Source organism: Mesorhizobium sp. 01N446 (assembly GCF_056399285.1).
Genome location: NZ_JBFTRA010000001.1, coordinates 828,753 through 842,091 on the forward strand (window position 1 = coordinate 828,753; position 13,339 = coordinate 842,091).

Below are 13,339 nucleotides of genomic sequence, written 5' to 3' on the forward strand. Positions count from 1 at the left end.
CCCATTATTCCCGACCCCTTTGCGTCGGATCGAGGATGTCGCGCAGCGCGTCGCCGATGAGGTTGAAGGCCAGCGCCAGCGCCAGGATCGCGGCGCCGGGGAAGAACACCAGCCAGGGTGCGGCCTGGAAATAGGTCTGGTTCTCGAAAATGATGTTGCCCCAGGACGCTGTCGGCGGCTGCACGCCGATGCCGAGGAAGGAGAGCGTCGCCTCGAGCAGCACCGTGGTGGAGATACCGAGCGTGCCCCAGACGATGATGGTCGGCAGGAGATGCGGCAGGATGTGGCGAAACAGGATGCGCGGCGCGCTCGCCCCAATGGTGCGTTCGGCATCGATGAACTCGCGTTCGGCGAGCGAGGAGGTCTCCGTGTAGATGACGCGCGCGGTCTGCACCCAGTTGACCAGGGCGATGACCATGGCGACGATCCACAGGCTGGGCTGGAAAACCGCCGCCAGGCAGATGGCGAGCAGCAGCGCCGGAAACGCCATCATCAGATCGGTGAAACGCATCAGCGCGCTGCCGATCCAGCCGCGGAAATAGCCGGCGGTGACACCCACCAAAGTGCCGATGAACAGCGCCACGCCATTGGCGACGATGCCGATGATCAGCGAGGTGCGGGCGCCATAGAGGATGCGGGTCAGAAGGTCGCGGCCGAGCAGGTCGGTGCCGAGCCAGAATTTGGCATCCGGCGGCAACGGCGAGCCCTCGATGGTCAGGCCGTCGAACATCTGCTCGTTGGGATCATAGCCGGTCAGCCATGGCGCCAGCACGGCGCCGGCGACGACGATGGCGACGATCACCAGGCCGAGCAGCGCCAGGCGGCGTTTGACCAGCCGGCGCCAGACCCCGGCGCGCGGCTTGGCCGGCATGCGCGCAGGTGCTGCAAGATCAGGCGCGATGGGACTGGTCATCGCCGCCTTCCTCATCCGTCATCGCCACGATCCGGCGCGCGGCATCTTCGACGCTGATCTGCCAGCTCATCGCCAGCGAGCGAAGCTGCGCATAGGCGCGCTCGTCGTCCGTGCCTTTCGACAGTGCGGCCACCGCGCGCACGATGGTCTGCCGTTCGGCGACACGCTGGCGCAGCGCGGCGATTTCGCCGGCTAGATGTTTACGCGCCTCGAAACTCTGCCTGGCGATCAGCAATGCGGAGTAGACGCCGGCAGTGCCGACCGGCTTCAGGAGTTGCGCGTCGGCCTTGTGCGACAGCGCCCATTCGATGCGGCCCGGCGCTTCGGAACCGATCAGCGCTACCAGCGGCATCGGCGCCTCGCCCGGCTTCCACGGGAATTGCTCGTCGAAACCGAGATCGGCGTCGAAGAAGACGAAATCGGCGGCCAGCGCCTCCGGCGGCAATTCCGGCCAGCAGTCGAGCGCAATCAGGCCGATCGCCGACAATTGCCTGGTTATGGCCTGCACCGTGGGATGCGGGCGATGCAGGATGAAGGCCCTGGCGCCGCCGAGATTGGGGATGCGCGGCGTTCTCGTCACGACACCACCCGCAGGCGCGGACGGCCGAACGTCCTGGCAGGATCGTAGCGCGACAGATAGGGGTCCGGCGCCACCTCATCCTCGCGGCTGACAACCTCGAAGAAGCCGTCGGCGATCCGGCCGATGATGACCGGCAGCGTCGCGTGCTGGGTATGAGCGTCGATGGCGATCGGCCCGAGCCGGGTGGAAAAGCGCCGTTCGGCGAAAATCTTCGAGAATTCCGCCGGACCGGCCTCGGGATCGCGCGCCAGCACGTCGGCCATCACTTGCACCGAGGCATAGGCGGAGGCCTCGAAGGATGAGGCGAAAGCGGCCGGCCGCGGCGCGAAATACGGGCCGACGGACAGATGCCCCTTGCCGGTTTCGCCGATCGCCGGCAGCTCACCCTCGGTGAGATTGCAGGAAATGACGGGGCAGTTTTGCGGATGGAAGGCCGCATCTTCATCGCCCAGATCGCGATAGGCGGCGAGGAAGGCGTAGGACGAGGTGCCGATCAGGTTGTTGAGGATGAAGCTCGGCCGCGTCGCCCGGATTTCCCCGATCAGGCGCGACACATCGGTCTCGCCGATGCGCAGATAACGTTCGCCCAACACCTTGCCGCCGGCGTCCGCGATCAGGTCGCGCGCCACGCGGTTCATCTCCCAGCCCCAGATGTAATTCGAGCCGAGCAGGAAGCCGTTGGCACCGAAGCGCGGCACGACATGCGCCATCAGCGGCACCAGATGCTGGTTGGGGCAGGCGTGCATGTAGACGACATGCTCGTTGGCCTCGAACCCCTCATAGGGGCAGGCATACCAGAGCATGCCGCCAGCCTTTTCCAGAACGGGGATCGTTTCCTTGCGGCTCCAGGAGGTGACGCAGCCGACAACATGGCGCGCGCTGCTGGTCTTGAAGATGTCCTCGCAAAGCGTCGCGTAGCGGTCGGCATTGCTCTGCGGATCCCGCTCGACCGGCACCAGCTCGATGCCTGAGCCGCGGTCGGCATTGATGTCGGCGATGGCGCGCATGGCGCCGATGCGGCACGCATCGGAGACGAGCTGATAGCTCCCCGAGCGGGAATAGAGGATGCCGATCTCGATGCGCCGTTTCAAACAGGACCCCAGAAATGAAAAAGCCCCGCAGCCAGCGCCGCAAGGGCGAGGCATACGAGGCATATTTGCCGCCCGGCGATCAGAGCCGGTATTTGGCCTTAGCGTATTCGGTCCGGCTGGTCAGTCAAGCGGGAAAGTGCGTGGGGCTCGCCTCAGCCCAGCCGCAACTGCTTGCGACGCCAGGCGGCGGGTGCCTCGCCTGTCCGTTCGCGAAAGAAGCGTGAAAAATAGGCGGGGTCGTCGAAGCCGATTTCGTAGGCGATGTCCTCGACGGTGCGCACGGTGAACAGCAAGAGCCGCTTGGCTTCCAGCAGCCGCCGCTCGCTGACGACGCGCTTGACGCCGCTGCCCAGCACCGCGCGGCTGGCCTTGTCGAGGAGATGCGGCGTGGTGGCCAGCATCTCGACATAGTGGTCGACCGGCCAGTTGTCGCGGAAATGCGCATCGACGAGGCGGCGCAAGCCGATCGCCAGTGACGCATCGGAAGACGGCGCCGCGGCGACCGTCGCCGGCGCAAGACGTGCGATGTGGGAGAGTGCGACGGCGATCAGCGACGGCAAGATCTTGTCGTTGCCGGCCCGTGCCTCGACGTATTCGGCGGCGATCATGTCCAGCACCGTCGCCAACCGCTTCCACGCGGCCCGGTCGGGAAGGCCGTCGGTGAAGACCGGGCGGTCCAGGGGCAGCAGGCTGTGGCCGGCAATCGCGGCCAGCGCATCATCGGCGACCGAGACGACGATGGCGTCGGTGCCGGGGCCGATCGAGAAGCCGTGCACGACATTGCTCGGCACGAAGCTGACGGCCGGCGCCGAAAAGTCCCAGGACCGGTCCTCGATGCGGTAGGTGCCGGAGCCCCTGGTCCAGTAGGTGATCTGGCCCATCTGCGGATGCTTGTGCGCCGCGACCTGGCCGAGGTGGATATTGCTGCGCGCGAGCACTGTCTCGACATGCAGGAAGCCGACATCAAGCGGCCGCACCGGCTCGCCATAGACGAAGAAATCGGGAATCGCGTTCTGGCTCATGGCGCCGGAAAAAGTCCAATCTGTTTTGCCGTTCCGTCCATAACCGATCCTCAGGCGCGGCGCTAGGATCGGTGTCATCAGTGGAGGAACAACATGCGGTCAGAAGATTTTCGTGCCGACAAAGCGCGCCCGTTCACCGGGGCCGAATATCTGGAGAGCCTGCGCGACGGCCGCGAGGTCTATATCAACGGCGAACGCGTCGTTGACGTCACCACGCACCCGGCAATGCGCAATTCCGTGCGGTCGCTGGCGCGGCTCTACGATGCGCTGCATGATCCGAAGCGGCGCGACGCGCTGACCTCGGCCACCGACACCGGTTCGGGCGGCTACACCCACAAATATTTCCGCGTCGCCAGATCCTCGGGCGAACTCGCCGCGCAGCAGACGGCGATCGCCGAATGGTCGCGCATGTCCTATGGCTGGATGGGGCGCACGCCCGACTACAAGGCGGCGCTGATGAACACGCTCGGCGCCAATGCGCAGTGGTACGGACCATTCAAGGACAATGCGCTTGCCTGGCACAGCAGAGCGCAGGAAGCCGTGCTGTTCATGAACCATGCCATCGTCAACCCGCCGATCGACCGCCACAAGCCGGCCGAACAGGTGAAGGACGTGTTCGTCCACATCACCAAGGAAACGGATGCCGGCATCTATGTCTCAGGCGCCAAGGTGGTGGCGACGTCGTCGGCGCTGACGCACTACAATTTCCTGGCGCAGGGCTCGGCGACGGTCACCGAGGATCCGTCGCTGTCGGTGATGTTCATCGTGCCGATGAACGCGCCGGGGATAAAGATGTTCTGCCGCGTCTCCTACGAGCAGACGGCCAACACGGTTGCGGCGCCCTTCGACTATCCCTTGTCGTCGCGCTTCGACGAGAACGACGCGATCCTGGTGCTCGACAATGTCTTCATCCCCTGGGAGGACGTGCTGGTGCTGCGCGACGCGCAAAAGATCCTGTCGTTCCATCCGGCGTCGGGCTTCATGCACGGCTATTGCTTCCAGGGTTGCACGCGGTTTGCCGTCAAGCTCGACTTCCTTGCCGGTCTGCTGGCCAAGGCGCTCAGGGCCACCGGCGGCGACGCCTTCCGCGGCAACCAGGCCGCACTTGGCGAGGTGATCGCGCTCAGGCACATGTTCTGGAGCTTTTCCAATGCCATGGCCTACAATCCGATCCCGTGGGCGAATGGCGCGGTGCTGCCCAATCTCGACGCCGCACTCGCCTACCGCACCTTCATGTCGGAAGCCTATCCGCGCGTCATCGACACGGTGCGCCGGGTGATCGCCTCGGGGCTGATCTACCTGCCGTCCTCGGTGCGCGACTTCAACAATCCCGAGATCGACAAGTATCTCGCGCAATATGTGCGCGGCTCCAACGATATGGGCCACATCGAGCGCATCAAGATCATGAAGCTTTTGTGGGACGCGACCGGCACCGAGTTCGGCGGCCGCCACGCGCTCTATGAACTGAACTATGCCGGCGCGCCGGAAGAAGTGCGGCTGCAAGTATTGAAGGGCGCCGAACGCGGCGGCCGGCTGAAGGCGATGGAGGAACTGGTCGACACCTGCATGGCCGATTATGACGAGAATGGCTGGACAGGCGACACCTGGCTGCCGCCGCTGACCTCGACGGCGGGGTGACCTCTCATGGCCACGCAGATTTCGAAGGCCGATTTCCGCGACGCCATGGCAAGGGTCTGCGCACCGGTCAACATTGTCACGACCGACGGCCCGGCGGGGCGCGGCGGCTTCACCGCCACCGCCATGTGCAGCGTTTCCGACGAGCCGCCGACGCTCCTGGTGTGCATGAACGGCCGCTCGACGCAGGCCGCCATGTTCCTCGCCAACCGGCGCTTCTGCGTCAATGTGCTGACGCATGACCATATGCATCTGGCGGGAAAGTTTGCCGGCGCGACCAGGGACATGGAGGCCCGCTATTCGGCGGCGCGCTGGCAGACGCTGACCTCGGGCACGCCGGCACTGTCGGACGCGATCGTCAATTTCGACTGCGAGATCGAGGACGTGCATATCGTCGGCACGCACAATGTCATGATCGGCCGCGTCATCGATGTCCGGCACGGCAGCGGCGGCTCGGCGCTGCTCTATGTCGACCGCAACTATACGCAGCCGACACGGCTGGGGAGCTTTGGTGGGTGAAGCCTCAGCTTTCGCCGTCGATCAGCGTCTCCAGCAGATCGAGCAGCTGCTCCAGCCGCTCATGGCCGAAGCGGCGCTCGATGTCGTCGTAGATGACGCGGCGCTCGGGGGACAAGGCGTCGATCAGGGCGGAGCCGGCCGGCGCGATGGTCAGCACGACGCGGCGGCCGTCGCCTTCCGCCTTGTTGCGGGTGATGAATCTTCGGCCCTCGAGCGCCTTGATGATGCGGGTCAGGCTGGGCGGCAGCACCGAGGCGCGATCGGCAAGCTCGGTCGCCTCGACGGGGCCGGCTTCGCTCAGCACGCGCAACACGCGCCATTGCTGTTCGGTCACGTCATGCGCGGCGAGCATCGGGCGAAACCGCGCCATCACCACTTCGCGGGCATGAAGCAGCGCCATTGGCAAGGAGCGGCGGGTGTTCTCGGGCAGCAAGTGAATTTTTCTCCAGCGCAGGCTTGCGGCCGGCGGCGAGGGCTTTGCCAAGCGCTTGCCCTAAAGCCGGTCACCGTCATCCCGTATCGTCGCCTCAGGCCGGATGCAAGGCTTGACTTCGGCGATATCGCATGTAATTAACGCGTTAATTACAACAAAGCAATGTTCCAGGGAACGAGACGCGGTGCCTCACTTCTCCATCGAGTATTCAGCCAATCTCGATGCCAAGGTCGACATGGGCGAATTGTGCGCGCTGGTGGCGCGCACCGTGCTCGACACCGGGCTGTTCGAGATCGGCGCGGTGCGGGTGCGGGCCTTTCGTGCCGAGGCCTACGCCATTGCCGACAATCTGCCGGAAAATGCCTTTCTCGACATGTCCTTTCGCATTGGGACGGGCCGCAGTGTCGAGGACAAGAAGCGAACCGGCGAGGCCATCTTCGCGGCGGTGAGCAAATATCTGGCCACGCTGTTCGAGACCCCGCATTTCGCCTTGTCGCTGGAGATCAGGGAAATCGATCCGGTGCTGAGCTGGAAGAAGAATGCAATCCACCCGCGGCTGCGTGGCAAGTGACGGAAGACTGACATGTCCGATCTCGAAAGCAATCTAAAAAAGGCCGAGGCGTATCTCACCCGTTTCAAGAAAGACGGCGTGCTGAACCAGATCGGCGGCCAGGCGGTGCCGGCCGCCGACGGCTCGACCTTCGAGACGCTGTCGCCTACCGACTTGAAGCCGCTGGCCAGGGTCGCGCGCGGCAGCGCCGCCGACATCGACCGCGCCGCCAAGGCGGCGAAGGCGGCATTCCCGGCCTGGGCCGCGATGCCTGGCGAAGCGCGCAAGAAGCTGCTGCACAAAATCGCCGACGCGATCGAAGCGCGCGCCGAGGAGATCGCCTTCGTCGAATGCATGGACACCGGCCAGGCGCTGAAATTCATGGCCAAGGCGGCATTGCGCGGTGCGGAGAATTTCCGTTTCTTCGCCGACCGCGCGCCGGAAGCGCGTGACGGCGAGACGCTGCGGACGACAGGCCAGATCAATATGACCACGCGGGTGCCGATCGGCCCGGTCGGCATCATCACGCCCTGGAACACGCCGTTCATGCTGTCGACCTGGAAGATCGCGCCGGCGCTGGCTGCAGGCTGTACGGTGGTTCATAAGCCGGCTGAATTCTCGCCGCTGACGGCGCGCCTGCTGGTCGAGATCGCCGAGGAGGCCGGCCTGCCGAAAGGCGTGTGGAACCTGGTCAACGGGCTCGGCGAGCACGCCGGCAAGGCGCTGACCGAGCACCCCGACATCAAGGCGATCGGCTTTGTCGGCGAGAGCCGCACGGGTTCGATGATCATGAAACAGGGCGCCGACACGCTGAAGCGCGTGCATTTCGAGCTCGGCGGCAAGAACCCGGTGATCGTCTTCGCCGATGCCGACCTCGAACGCGCCGCGGATGCGGCGGTGTTCATGATCTACTCGCTGAATGGCGAACGCTGCACGTCGTCGTCGCGGCTTCTCGTCGAAGCCTCGGTCTACGACCAGTTCACCGATCTGGTGGCGGAGAAGGCAAAGCGCATCACAATAGGCCATCCGCTCGACCCGAAAACCGTGGTCGGGCCGCTGATCCATCCGGTGCATGAGGAAAAGGTGCTGTCCTATATCGAGATCGGCAGATCGGAGGGCGCGGTGGTTGCCGCCGGCGGCGGCAAGTTCGCGGGCCCGGGTGGCGGCTGCTATGTCAGCCCGACGCTGTTCACCGGCGCCACTAACCGGATGCGCATAGCCCAGGAAGAGATTTTCGGGCCTGTGCTGACGGCAATCGCCTTCAAGGACGAGGCGGAAGCGCTGGCGCTCGCCAACGACACGCAATATGGCCTGACCGGCTATCTCTGGACATCCGACGTGACCCGGGCCTTCCGCTTCACCGATGCGCTCGATGCCGGCATGATCTGGGTCAACTCCGAGAATGTGCGGCATCTGCCGACGCCGTTCGGCGGCGTCAAGAATTCCGGTATCGGCCGGGACGGCGGCGACCATTCCTTCGACTTCTACATGGAGACGAAGAACATCGCCTTCGCGACGACAGCGCACGCGATCCAGAAACTCGGCGGCTGACCGGAGGAGATCAGAATGCCCTTGCCCAAGCCCAACCTCTATCCGGCCTTCAACATCGTGCGCCTCAGCCATGTCGAGCTGGCGGTGACCGACCTTGCCAGGTCGCGCGCCTTCTATGTCGACACGCTCGGCCTGCAGGTCACCGACGAGACGTCAGGCGCCATCTACCTCAGGGCCATGGAGGAACGTGGCCATCATTGCATCGTGCTGCGCAAGGCATCGACACCGGAAGCGCGCGACCTCGGCTTCAAGGTGTTTTCGGACGAGGACCTCGACAAGGCCGCGCACTTCTTCAAGGGCAAGGGCCTGCCAGTGGACTGGGTCGAGCGACCCTATCAGTCGCGCACCTTCCGCACGCGCGACCCGCACGGCATTCCGCTCGAATTCTATGCGCAGATGGAAAGGCTGCCGCCGATCCACCAGAAATACGCGCTCTACAGGGGCGTGAAGCCGCTGCGCATCGACCACTTCAACTGCTTCTCGCCCAATGTCGACGAGTCTGTCGCCTTCTACAACGAGCTCGGCTTCCGGGTGACCGAATACACCGAGGATGCCTCGAGCGGAAAGCTGTGGGCGGCCTGGACGCACCGCAAGGGCGGGGTCCACGACATCGCCTTCACCAACGGCATCGGCCCGCGCCTGCACCACGTCGCCTTCTGGGTGCCGACACCGCTCAACATCATCGACCTGCTCGACCTGATGGCAACGACCGGCTATCTGCCGAACATCGAGCGCGGCCCCGGCCGGCACGGCATTTCCAACGCTTTCTTCCTCTATATCAGAGACCCGGACAACCACCGCATCGAGATCTATTGTTCGGACTACCAGACAGTCGATCCCGACCTCGAGCCGATCAAATGGGACCTCAAGGACCCGCAGCGGCAGACGCTGTGGGGCGCGCCGGCGCCGAAAAGCTGGTTCGAGGAGGGCAGCAGCTTTGCGGGCGCGACCGCGCGGCAACCGGACATGACGGCGTCGCCAATTGTGGCGCCGTGAGCAGCACCATGAACCGGATCGCCACCTTCACCATCAAAGGCAAGTCCCGCTATGGCGCGGTCAGCGACAAGGGTGTCATCGACCTGTCGGCCCGCCACAGCCAGTGGCCGACATTGCGCGAAGTGATCGAGGCCGGCGCCTTGCGGCGGCTGGCGGAAGAGGCCGAGGCCTTTGCCGCCGATTTCCCGCTCGATGGCATCGTCTACGACATTCCCGTCCCGTCGCCGGAAAAGATCATCTGCGTCGGCGTCAACTACCCGGACCGCAACGAGGAGTACAAGGACGGGCAGGCCGCGCCTTCAAATCCGTCGCTGTTCATCCGCTTCCCCCGCTCCTTCGTTGGCCATAACGTGCCGCTGGTGCGTCCGCCGGAATCGCCGCAGCTCGACTATGAGGGTGAGATCGTCATCGTCATCGGCAAGGGTGGTCGGCGCATCGCCGAGACCGAAGCGCTCGGCCATATCGCCGCGCTATCGCTGTGCAATGAGGGCACCATCCGCGACTGGGTGCGGCATGCCAAGTTCAACGTCACGCAAGGCAAGAATTTCGACCGTACCGGCTCGATCGGCCCATGGCTGGTGCCCTTCATGGACGAGGCGCAGATCGCCGACATCGCTCTCTCCACCCGCGTCAATGGCGAGCTACGCCAGCAGGACCGCACCAGCCGGATGATCTTTTCCTTCCGCAAGATCATCAACTATGTCTCGACCTTCACCACGCTGGTGCCAGGCGATATCGTCGTCACCGGCACGCCGACCGGCGCCGGCGCCCGCTTCGACCCACCGGTCTGGCTGAAGCCGGGCGATGTGATCGAGGTAGAGGCCGACGGCATCGGCGTGCTCAGGAACGGCGTCGTCGACGAGGCAGCTTCATGACCCCCGAGCAAGTGGAGGATGCCGCCAACCGGCTGTTCGAGGCCGAGCGCTCGCGCCGCCAGATCCGGCTGCTCAGCCTCGATTACCCGCAAGCGACCATGGAGGATGCCTATCGCGTCCAGGCGGCGCTGGTGAACCGCAAGACCGATGCCGGGCTGAAGCCGAAGGGCTGGAAGATCGGGCTGACCTCCAAGGCGATGCAATATGCGCTGGCCATCGACACGCCGGATTCCGGCGTGCTGTTCGACGACATGTTCTTCAACGACGGCGCGACGGTTCCGGCCGGACGCTTCATCCAGCCGCGCGTCGAGGCCGAAATCGCCTTCGTCATGAAGGCGCCGCTCAAGGGTCCAGGCGTGACCCTCTTCGACGTGCTCAATGCCACGGACTACATCACGCCGGCGCTGGAAATCCTCGACACGCGCATCGAGCGCGTCAATGCCGAGACGAAGAAGGCGCGCAGCTTCTTCGACACGATTTCGGACAATGCCGCCAATGCCGGCATCGTCATCGGCGGCCGCCCGCAGCGGCCCGACGAAGCCGACATGCGCTGGATCGGCGCCATCGTCTCGCGCAATGCCGAAGTCGAGGAGACCGGGCTCGGCGCCGGCGTGCTCAACCATCCGGCGATGGGCATTGTCTGGCTGGCCGACCGGCTCGCGCGTTACGGCATGTCGATCGCCGCCGGCGAAGTGGTGCTGTCGGGCTCGTTCGTGCGCCCGGTCGAAGCGCGGCCCGGCGATACGATCGTCGCCGATTTCGGCAGTTCGGGAACGGTCAGCATTCATTTCGCCAAGGGCTGACGGCTCTGCCGACAGCCCTTGTCGGCGCCCTATGAGCTGCGCGAATAGGCAATCACCACATCGGCGGCGATGTTGGACATGCGCTGGCCGACCTCCCTGGTGATGTCGCCCTCGACGCGGCTCTGCACCCAGCCGAGGAAGGCGAAGGCGCGCAATGCGGCGAACAGCGGCAGCGCGGCGACATCCTGCTCGGTCAACTCCCGCTCCTGCCGGTAGCCGTCGAGCAGGGCGGCTTCGATCATTGGATAGATCGCCTCCTCGCGATTCTGGTACAGAGCAACGGCGAGGTCGTACATGTGCCAGCCGAAGCCGCAATCGTCGAAGTCGATGATGCGCACCGCGCCGTCATGGATGAGCACGTTCTCGCGCACCAGATCGGCATGGATGATGCCGAAATTGCGGGTGCTGCGTTCATGCGCCGAGAGCGCCTTCACGGCCTTGTCACGTGCCCGCAGAACGAGCTCGCGGCGCGGGCCATCGAGAAAGGGAGAGGTCTCGAAACGGCCCCAGGTCGGGTTCGCGCCGAAGAAGCCTTCGAAATCCCAGGCATGGCGGGCAAAGCCGGCGGGCGGGGTCCAACCGGCGCTGATATTGTGCATCTTCGCGATGGTTCGGCCGATCGCCGTGAAGACCTGCCTCGTCTGTTCCGGCGTGTAGGTCAGGGGTACTCCCCGCGCGCCGACGGCGCGGCCATCTAGCCAGCTTAGACAATCGGCCTGGCGTGGCGGCCCTGAGGCGGCCGTGCCGACAAGCACGAACAGATCGCCGGCGGGTGTAGGCACCGGAGACGGCGTGGCGATACCGGCGGATTGCAGAAAACCCATCCATTGCAGCTCCGAGCGCAGCGCAACGTCGGTGTGGTAGCCAAGCCGATGGATGCGCATGGCCGCTGGCCGACCATCGCCCAGGCGGACGCGGAAGACCGCATTCTCGCGGTATTTCAGCAGCTCAGGCTCACAGTCGTGGACGCCCCAATGTTCGAGCGCGTGCCGGGCAAGTGCGGTAACATCCGCCTCCTTCTCGGGCTCGGATCGTGCGGAAACCGCCTTCACGCCGGCACTCCGCCGATTTCTCCGAGCACCTCGTCGAGCGTGCCGATCAAAAGCTCGGCATTGGCGCGGGAGAACGGCATGGGCGGACGGATCTTCAGCACATTGCCGTGGATGCCGGTCTTGCCCATCAGCACGCCTCGGTCACGCATCGCGTTGATGACGCGCCCGGCAATCTCGGGCGCGGGCGCGCGCGTCTCGCGGTCATGGACCAGCTCGGCGCCGAAGAACAGGCCGGCGCCCCTGACCTCGCCGATACAGCCATGCCGGTCAGCCAGCGGCCGCAGCAGGCCGAGCGCATAGGCGCCGACATCGCGCGCATTGGCGACGAGATTTTCGTCTTCCAGAACATCGAGGACGGCATTGGCGACCGCACAGGAGACCGGATTGCCGCCGAAGGTGTTGAAGTAGCGGAAGGCATTGCGGAATGTCGCCAGGATTTCCGAGGTGGTGACGACAGCGGCGACCGGGTGGCCATTGCCCATCGGCTTGCCCATGGTGACGATGTCGGGGGTGAAGCCGGCGCGCTGGTGGCCCCAGAAATGGCTGCCGGTGCGGCCGAAACCGGGCTGTACCTCGTCGGCGATAACGAGACCGCCCGCCTCGCGCACGGCCCCCACGGCGTCGTCGAAAAAGCCTCTGGGCAGCGTCGGAAAGCCTTCATTGGCAAGCAGCGGACAGAGGATCATGCCGGACAGGCCGATGCCGTCCTTTGCCAGCGAAGCAATGGCTTGGCGCACGGCGTCGCCAAACGCCTTGCCGTCGGCCATCGCGTCGGGATGGCGAAAACTGTCGGGCGCCGGCACCAGCCGGACATAGGGCGCACGGCCGCCGACGGGTGGCATGCGCGTCGAGAGCTGCGAGACCGCCGTGGTGTTGCCGTGATAGGTGGCGTCGGTGGCGATGATGCCCATCTGGCCTGATGTCGCCTGCGCCATGCGCAGCGCGATGTCGTTGGCCTCGCTGCCGGTGCAGGTGAGGATGGCGGTGGAGAGGCTGGGATCGAAAGTCGCGGTCAGCCGCTCGACATAATCGAGGATGGCGGTGTGGAGGTAGCGCGTGTGGGTGTTGAGCAGGCTCGCCTGCCGGCACAGCGCCTCGACCACATGCGGATGACAATGACCGACATGGGCGACATTGTTGTAGGCGTCGAGATACTGGCGGCCGTCGGCATCGTGGAGCCAGACGCCTTCGCCGCGCACCAGATGCACGGGCTCGTCATAGAACAATTGCGATTTCGCGCCGAGCAGGCGGCCTCGCCGGCTGATCAGCGTCTCCTCGGCCTGCGTTCCATGCGGCGGATTCTTCTGCGGATGTGGCAT

Annotated in this window: 14 protein-coding genes; 7 read left to right on the plus strand and 7 right to left on the minus strand. The window is 65.1% G+C overall.

Translation table 11 applies throughout. From position 1 onward, the window contains the following. Positions 1-4: 4 nt before the first annotated feature. From AC1DPX_RS03865 to AC1DPX_RS03880, 4 genes are all read right to left on the minus strand, one after another. Positions 5-913 carry an ABC transporter permease gene (locus tag AC1DPX_RS03865; RefSeq protein WP_477234687.1) on the minus strand — a complete coding sequence of 303 codons (909 nt, stop codon included), beginning with the start codon at positions 911-913 and terminating at the stop codon, positions 5-7. Beyond that, positions 891-1,493 carry an ANTAR domain-containing response regulator gene (locus AC1DPX_RS03870; RefSeq protein ID WP_202356899.1) on the minus strand — a complete coding sequence of 201 codons (603 nt, stop codon included), beginning with the start codon at positions 1,491-1,493 and terminating at the stop codon, positions 891-893. The genes AC1DPX_RS03865 and AC1DPX_RS03870 overlap by 23 nt, the downstream gene beginning before the upstream one ends. Continuing rightward, positions 1,490-2,584, minus strand: a complete 1,095-nt coding sequence (locus AC1DPX_RS03875) for a transporter substrate-binding protein (protein ID WP_477234689.1) — start codon at positions 2,582-2,584, stop codon at positions 1,490-1,492. The genes AC1DPX_RS03870 and AC1DPX_RS03875 overlap by 4 nt, the downstream gene beginning before the upstream one ends. A 152-nt stretch (positions 2,585-2,736) precedes the next feature. Continuing rightward, positions 2,737-3,606 (minus strand): helix-turn-helix domain-containing protein, encoded by an 870-nt coding sequence (locus AC1DPX_RS03880; protein WP_477234691.1) that lies wholly within the window; start codon positions 3,604-3,606, stop codon positions 2,737-2,739. A gap of 93 nt (positions 3,607-3,699) precedes the next feature. Here AC1DPX_RS03880 and AC1DPX_RS03885 point away from each other — a divergent pair, with 93 nt between their 5' ends. Then, positions 3,700-5,244 (plus strand): 4-hydroxyphenylacetate 3-hydroxylase N-terminal domain-containing protein, encoded by a 1,545-nt coding sequence (locus AC1DPX_RS03885; protein ID WP_477234693.1) that lies wholly within the window; start codon positions 3,700-3,702, stop codon positions 5,242-5,244. 6 nt (positions 5,245-5,250) lie between these two features. Further along, positions 5,251-5,760 carry a flavin reductase gene (locus AC1DPX_RS03890; protein ID WP_023667825.1) on the plus strand — a complete coding sequence of 170 codons (510 nt, stop codon included), beginning with the start codon at positions 5,251-5,253 and terminating at the stop codon, positions 5,758-5,760. Positions 5,761-5,764: 4 nt separating this feature from the next. Here the strand turns inward: AC1DPX_RS03890 and hpaR are convergent, their stop codons facing one another. Then, on the minus strand, positions 5,765-6,193 hold the full coding sequence (hpaR, locus tag AC1DPX_RS03895; RefSeq protein WP_446721158.1) for a homoprotocatechuate degradation operon regulator HpaR: 429 nt from the start codon (positions 6,191-6,193) through the stop codon (positions 5,765-5,767). A gap of 184 nt (positions 6,194-6,377) precedes the next feature. On the opposite strand from hpaR, the gene AC1DPX_RS03900 reads away from it, so the two are divergent. From AC1DPX_RS03900 to hpaH, 5 genes are read left to right on the plus strand one after another with little or no spacing between them, the layout of a single operon-like run. Next, positions 6,378-6,764, plus strand: coding sequence for a 5-carboxymethyl-2-hydroxymuconate isomerase (locus tag AC1DPX_RS03900; protein ID WP_477234695.1), 387 nt, complete (start codon positions 6,378-6,380; stop codon positions 6,762-6,764). Between the two features lie 12 nt (positions 6,765-6,776). Beyond that, positions 6,777-8,294 carry a 5-carboxymethyl-2-hydroxymuconate semialdehyde dehydrogenase gene (gene hpaE, locus AC1DPX_RS03905; RefSeq protein ID WP_477234697.1) on the plus strand — a complete coding sequence of 506 codons (1,518 nt, stop codon included), beginning with the start codon at positions 6,777-6,779 and terminating at the stop codon, positions 8,292-8,294. A gap of 15 nt (positions 8,295-8,309) precedes the next feature. After that, positions 8,310-9,290: a 3,4-dihydroxyphenylacetate 2,3-dioxygenase gene (gene hpaD / locus AC1DPX_RS03910; RefSeq protein WP_477234699.1), complete on the plus strand. Its 981-nt coding sequence runs from the start codon at positions 8,310-8,312 to the stop codon at positions 9,288-9,290. Between the two features lie 8 nt (positions 9,291-9,298). After that, positions 9,299-10,165, plus strand: coding sequence for a fumarylacetoacetate hydrolase family protein (locus tag AC1DPX_RS03915; protein WP_477234701.1), 867 nt, complete (start codon positions 9,299-9,301; stop codon positions 10,163-10,165). Beyond that, a complete protein-coding gene (gene hpaH, locus AC1DPX_RS03920; RefSeq protein ID WP_477234703.1) occupies positions 10,162-10,968 on the plus strand; it encodes a 2-oxo-hept-4-ene-1,7-dioate hydratase in 807 nt (268 codons plus the stop codon). Before AC1DPX_RS03915 ends, hpaH begins: the two co-directional genes overlap by 4 nt. A gap of 29 nt (positions 10,969-10,997) precedes the next feature. On the opposite strand, the gene AC1DPX_RS03925 is transcribed toward hpaH, so the two are convergent. Together AC1DPX_RS03925 and AC1DPX_RS03930 are read right to left on the minus strand one after the other, a co-directional pair. Then, positions 10,998-12,020, minus strand: a complete 1,023-nt coding sequence (locus tag AC1DPX_RS03925) for a phosphotransferase enzyme family protein (RefSeq protein WP_477234705.1) — start codon at positions 12,018-12,020, stop codon at positions 10,998-11,000. Continuing rightward, positions 12,017-13,339, minus strand: coding sequence for an aminotransferase class III-fold pyridoxal phosphate-dependent enzyme (locus tag AC1DPX_RS03930; protein WP_477234707.1), 1,323 nt, complete (start codon positions 13,337-13,339; stop codon positions 12,017-12,019). The genes AC1DPX_RS03925 and AC1DPX_RS03930 overlap by 4 nt, the downstream gene beginning before the upstream one ends.

Bases quoted from the DNA above. Each gene is read 5' to 3' on its own strand.
- AC1DPX_RS03865 (WP_477234687.1), bottom strand. From the start codon at position 913: ATGACCAGTCCCATCGCGCCTGATCTTGCAGCACCTGCGCGCATGCCG.
- AC1DPX_RS03880 (WP_477234691.1), bottom strand. From the start codon at position 3,606: ATGAGCCAGAACGCGATTCCCGATTTCTTCGTCTATGGCGAGCCGGTG.
- AC1DPX_RS03885 (WP_477234693.1), top strand. From the start codon at position 3,700: ATGCGGTCAGAAGATTTTCGTGCCGACAAAGCGCGCCCGTTCACCGGG.
- AC1DPX_RS03890 (WP_023667825.1), top strand. From the start codon at position 5,251: ATGGCCACGCAGATTTCGAAGGCCGATTTCCGCGACGCCATGGCAAGG.
- hpaE (WP_477234697.1), top strand. From the start codon at position 6,777: ATGTCCGATCTCGAAAGCAATCTAAAAAAGGCCGAGGCGTATCTCACC.
- hpaD (WP_477234699.1), top strand. From the start codon at position 8,310: ATGCCCTTGCCCAAGCCCAACCTCTATCCGGCCTTCAACATCGTGCGC.
- AC1DPX_RS03915 (WP_477234701.1), top strand. From the start codon at position 9,299: ATGAACCGGATCGCCACCTTCACCATCAAAGGCAAGTCCCGCTATGGC.
- hpaH (WP_477234703.1), top strand. From the start codon at position 10,162: ATGACCCCCGAGCAAGTGGAGGATGCCGCCAACCGGCTGTTCGAGGCC.
- AC1DPX_RS03930 (WP_477234707.1), bottom strand. From the start codon at position 13,339: ATGCCACATCCGCAGAAGAATCCGCCGCATGGAACGCAGGCCGAGGAG.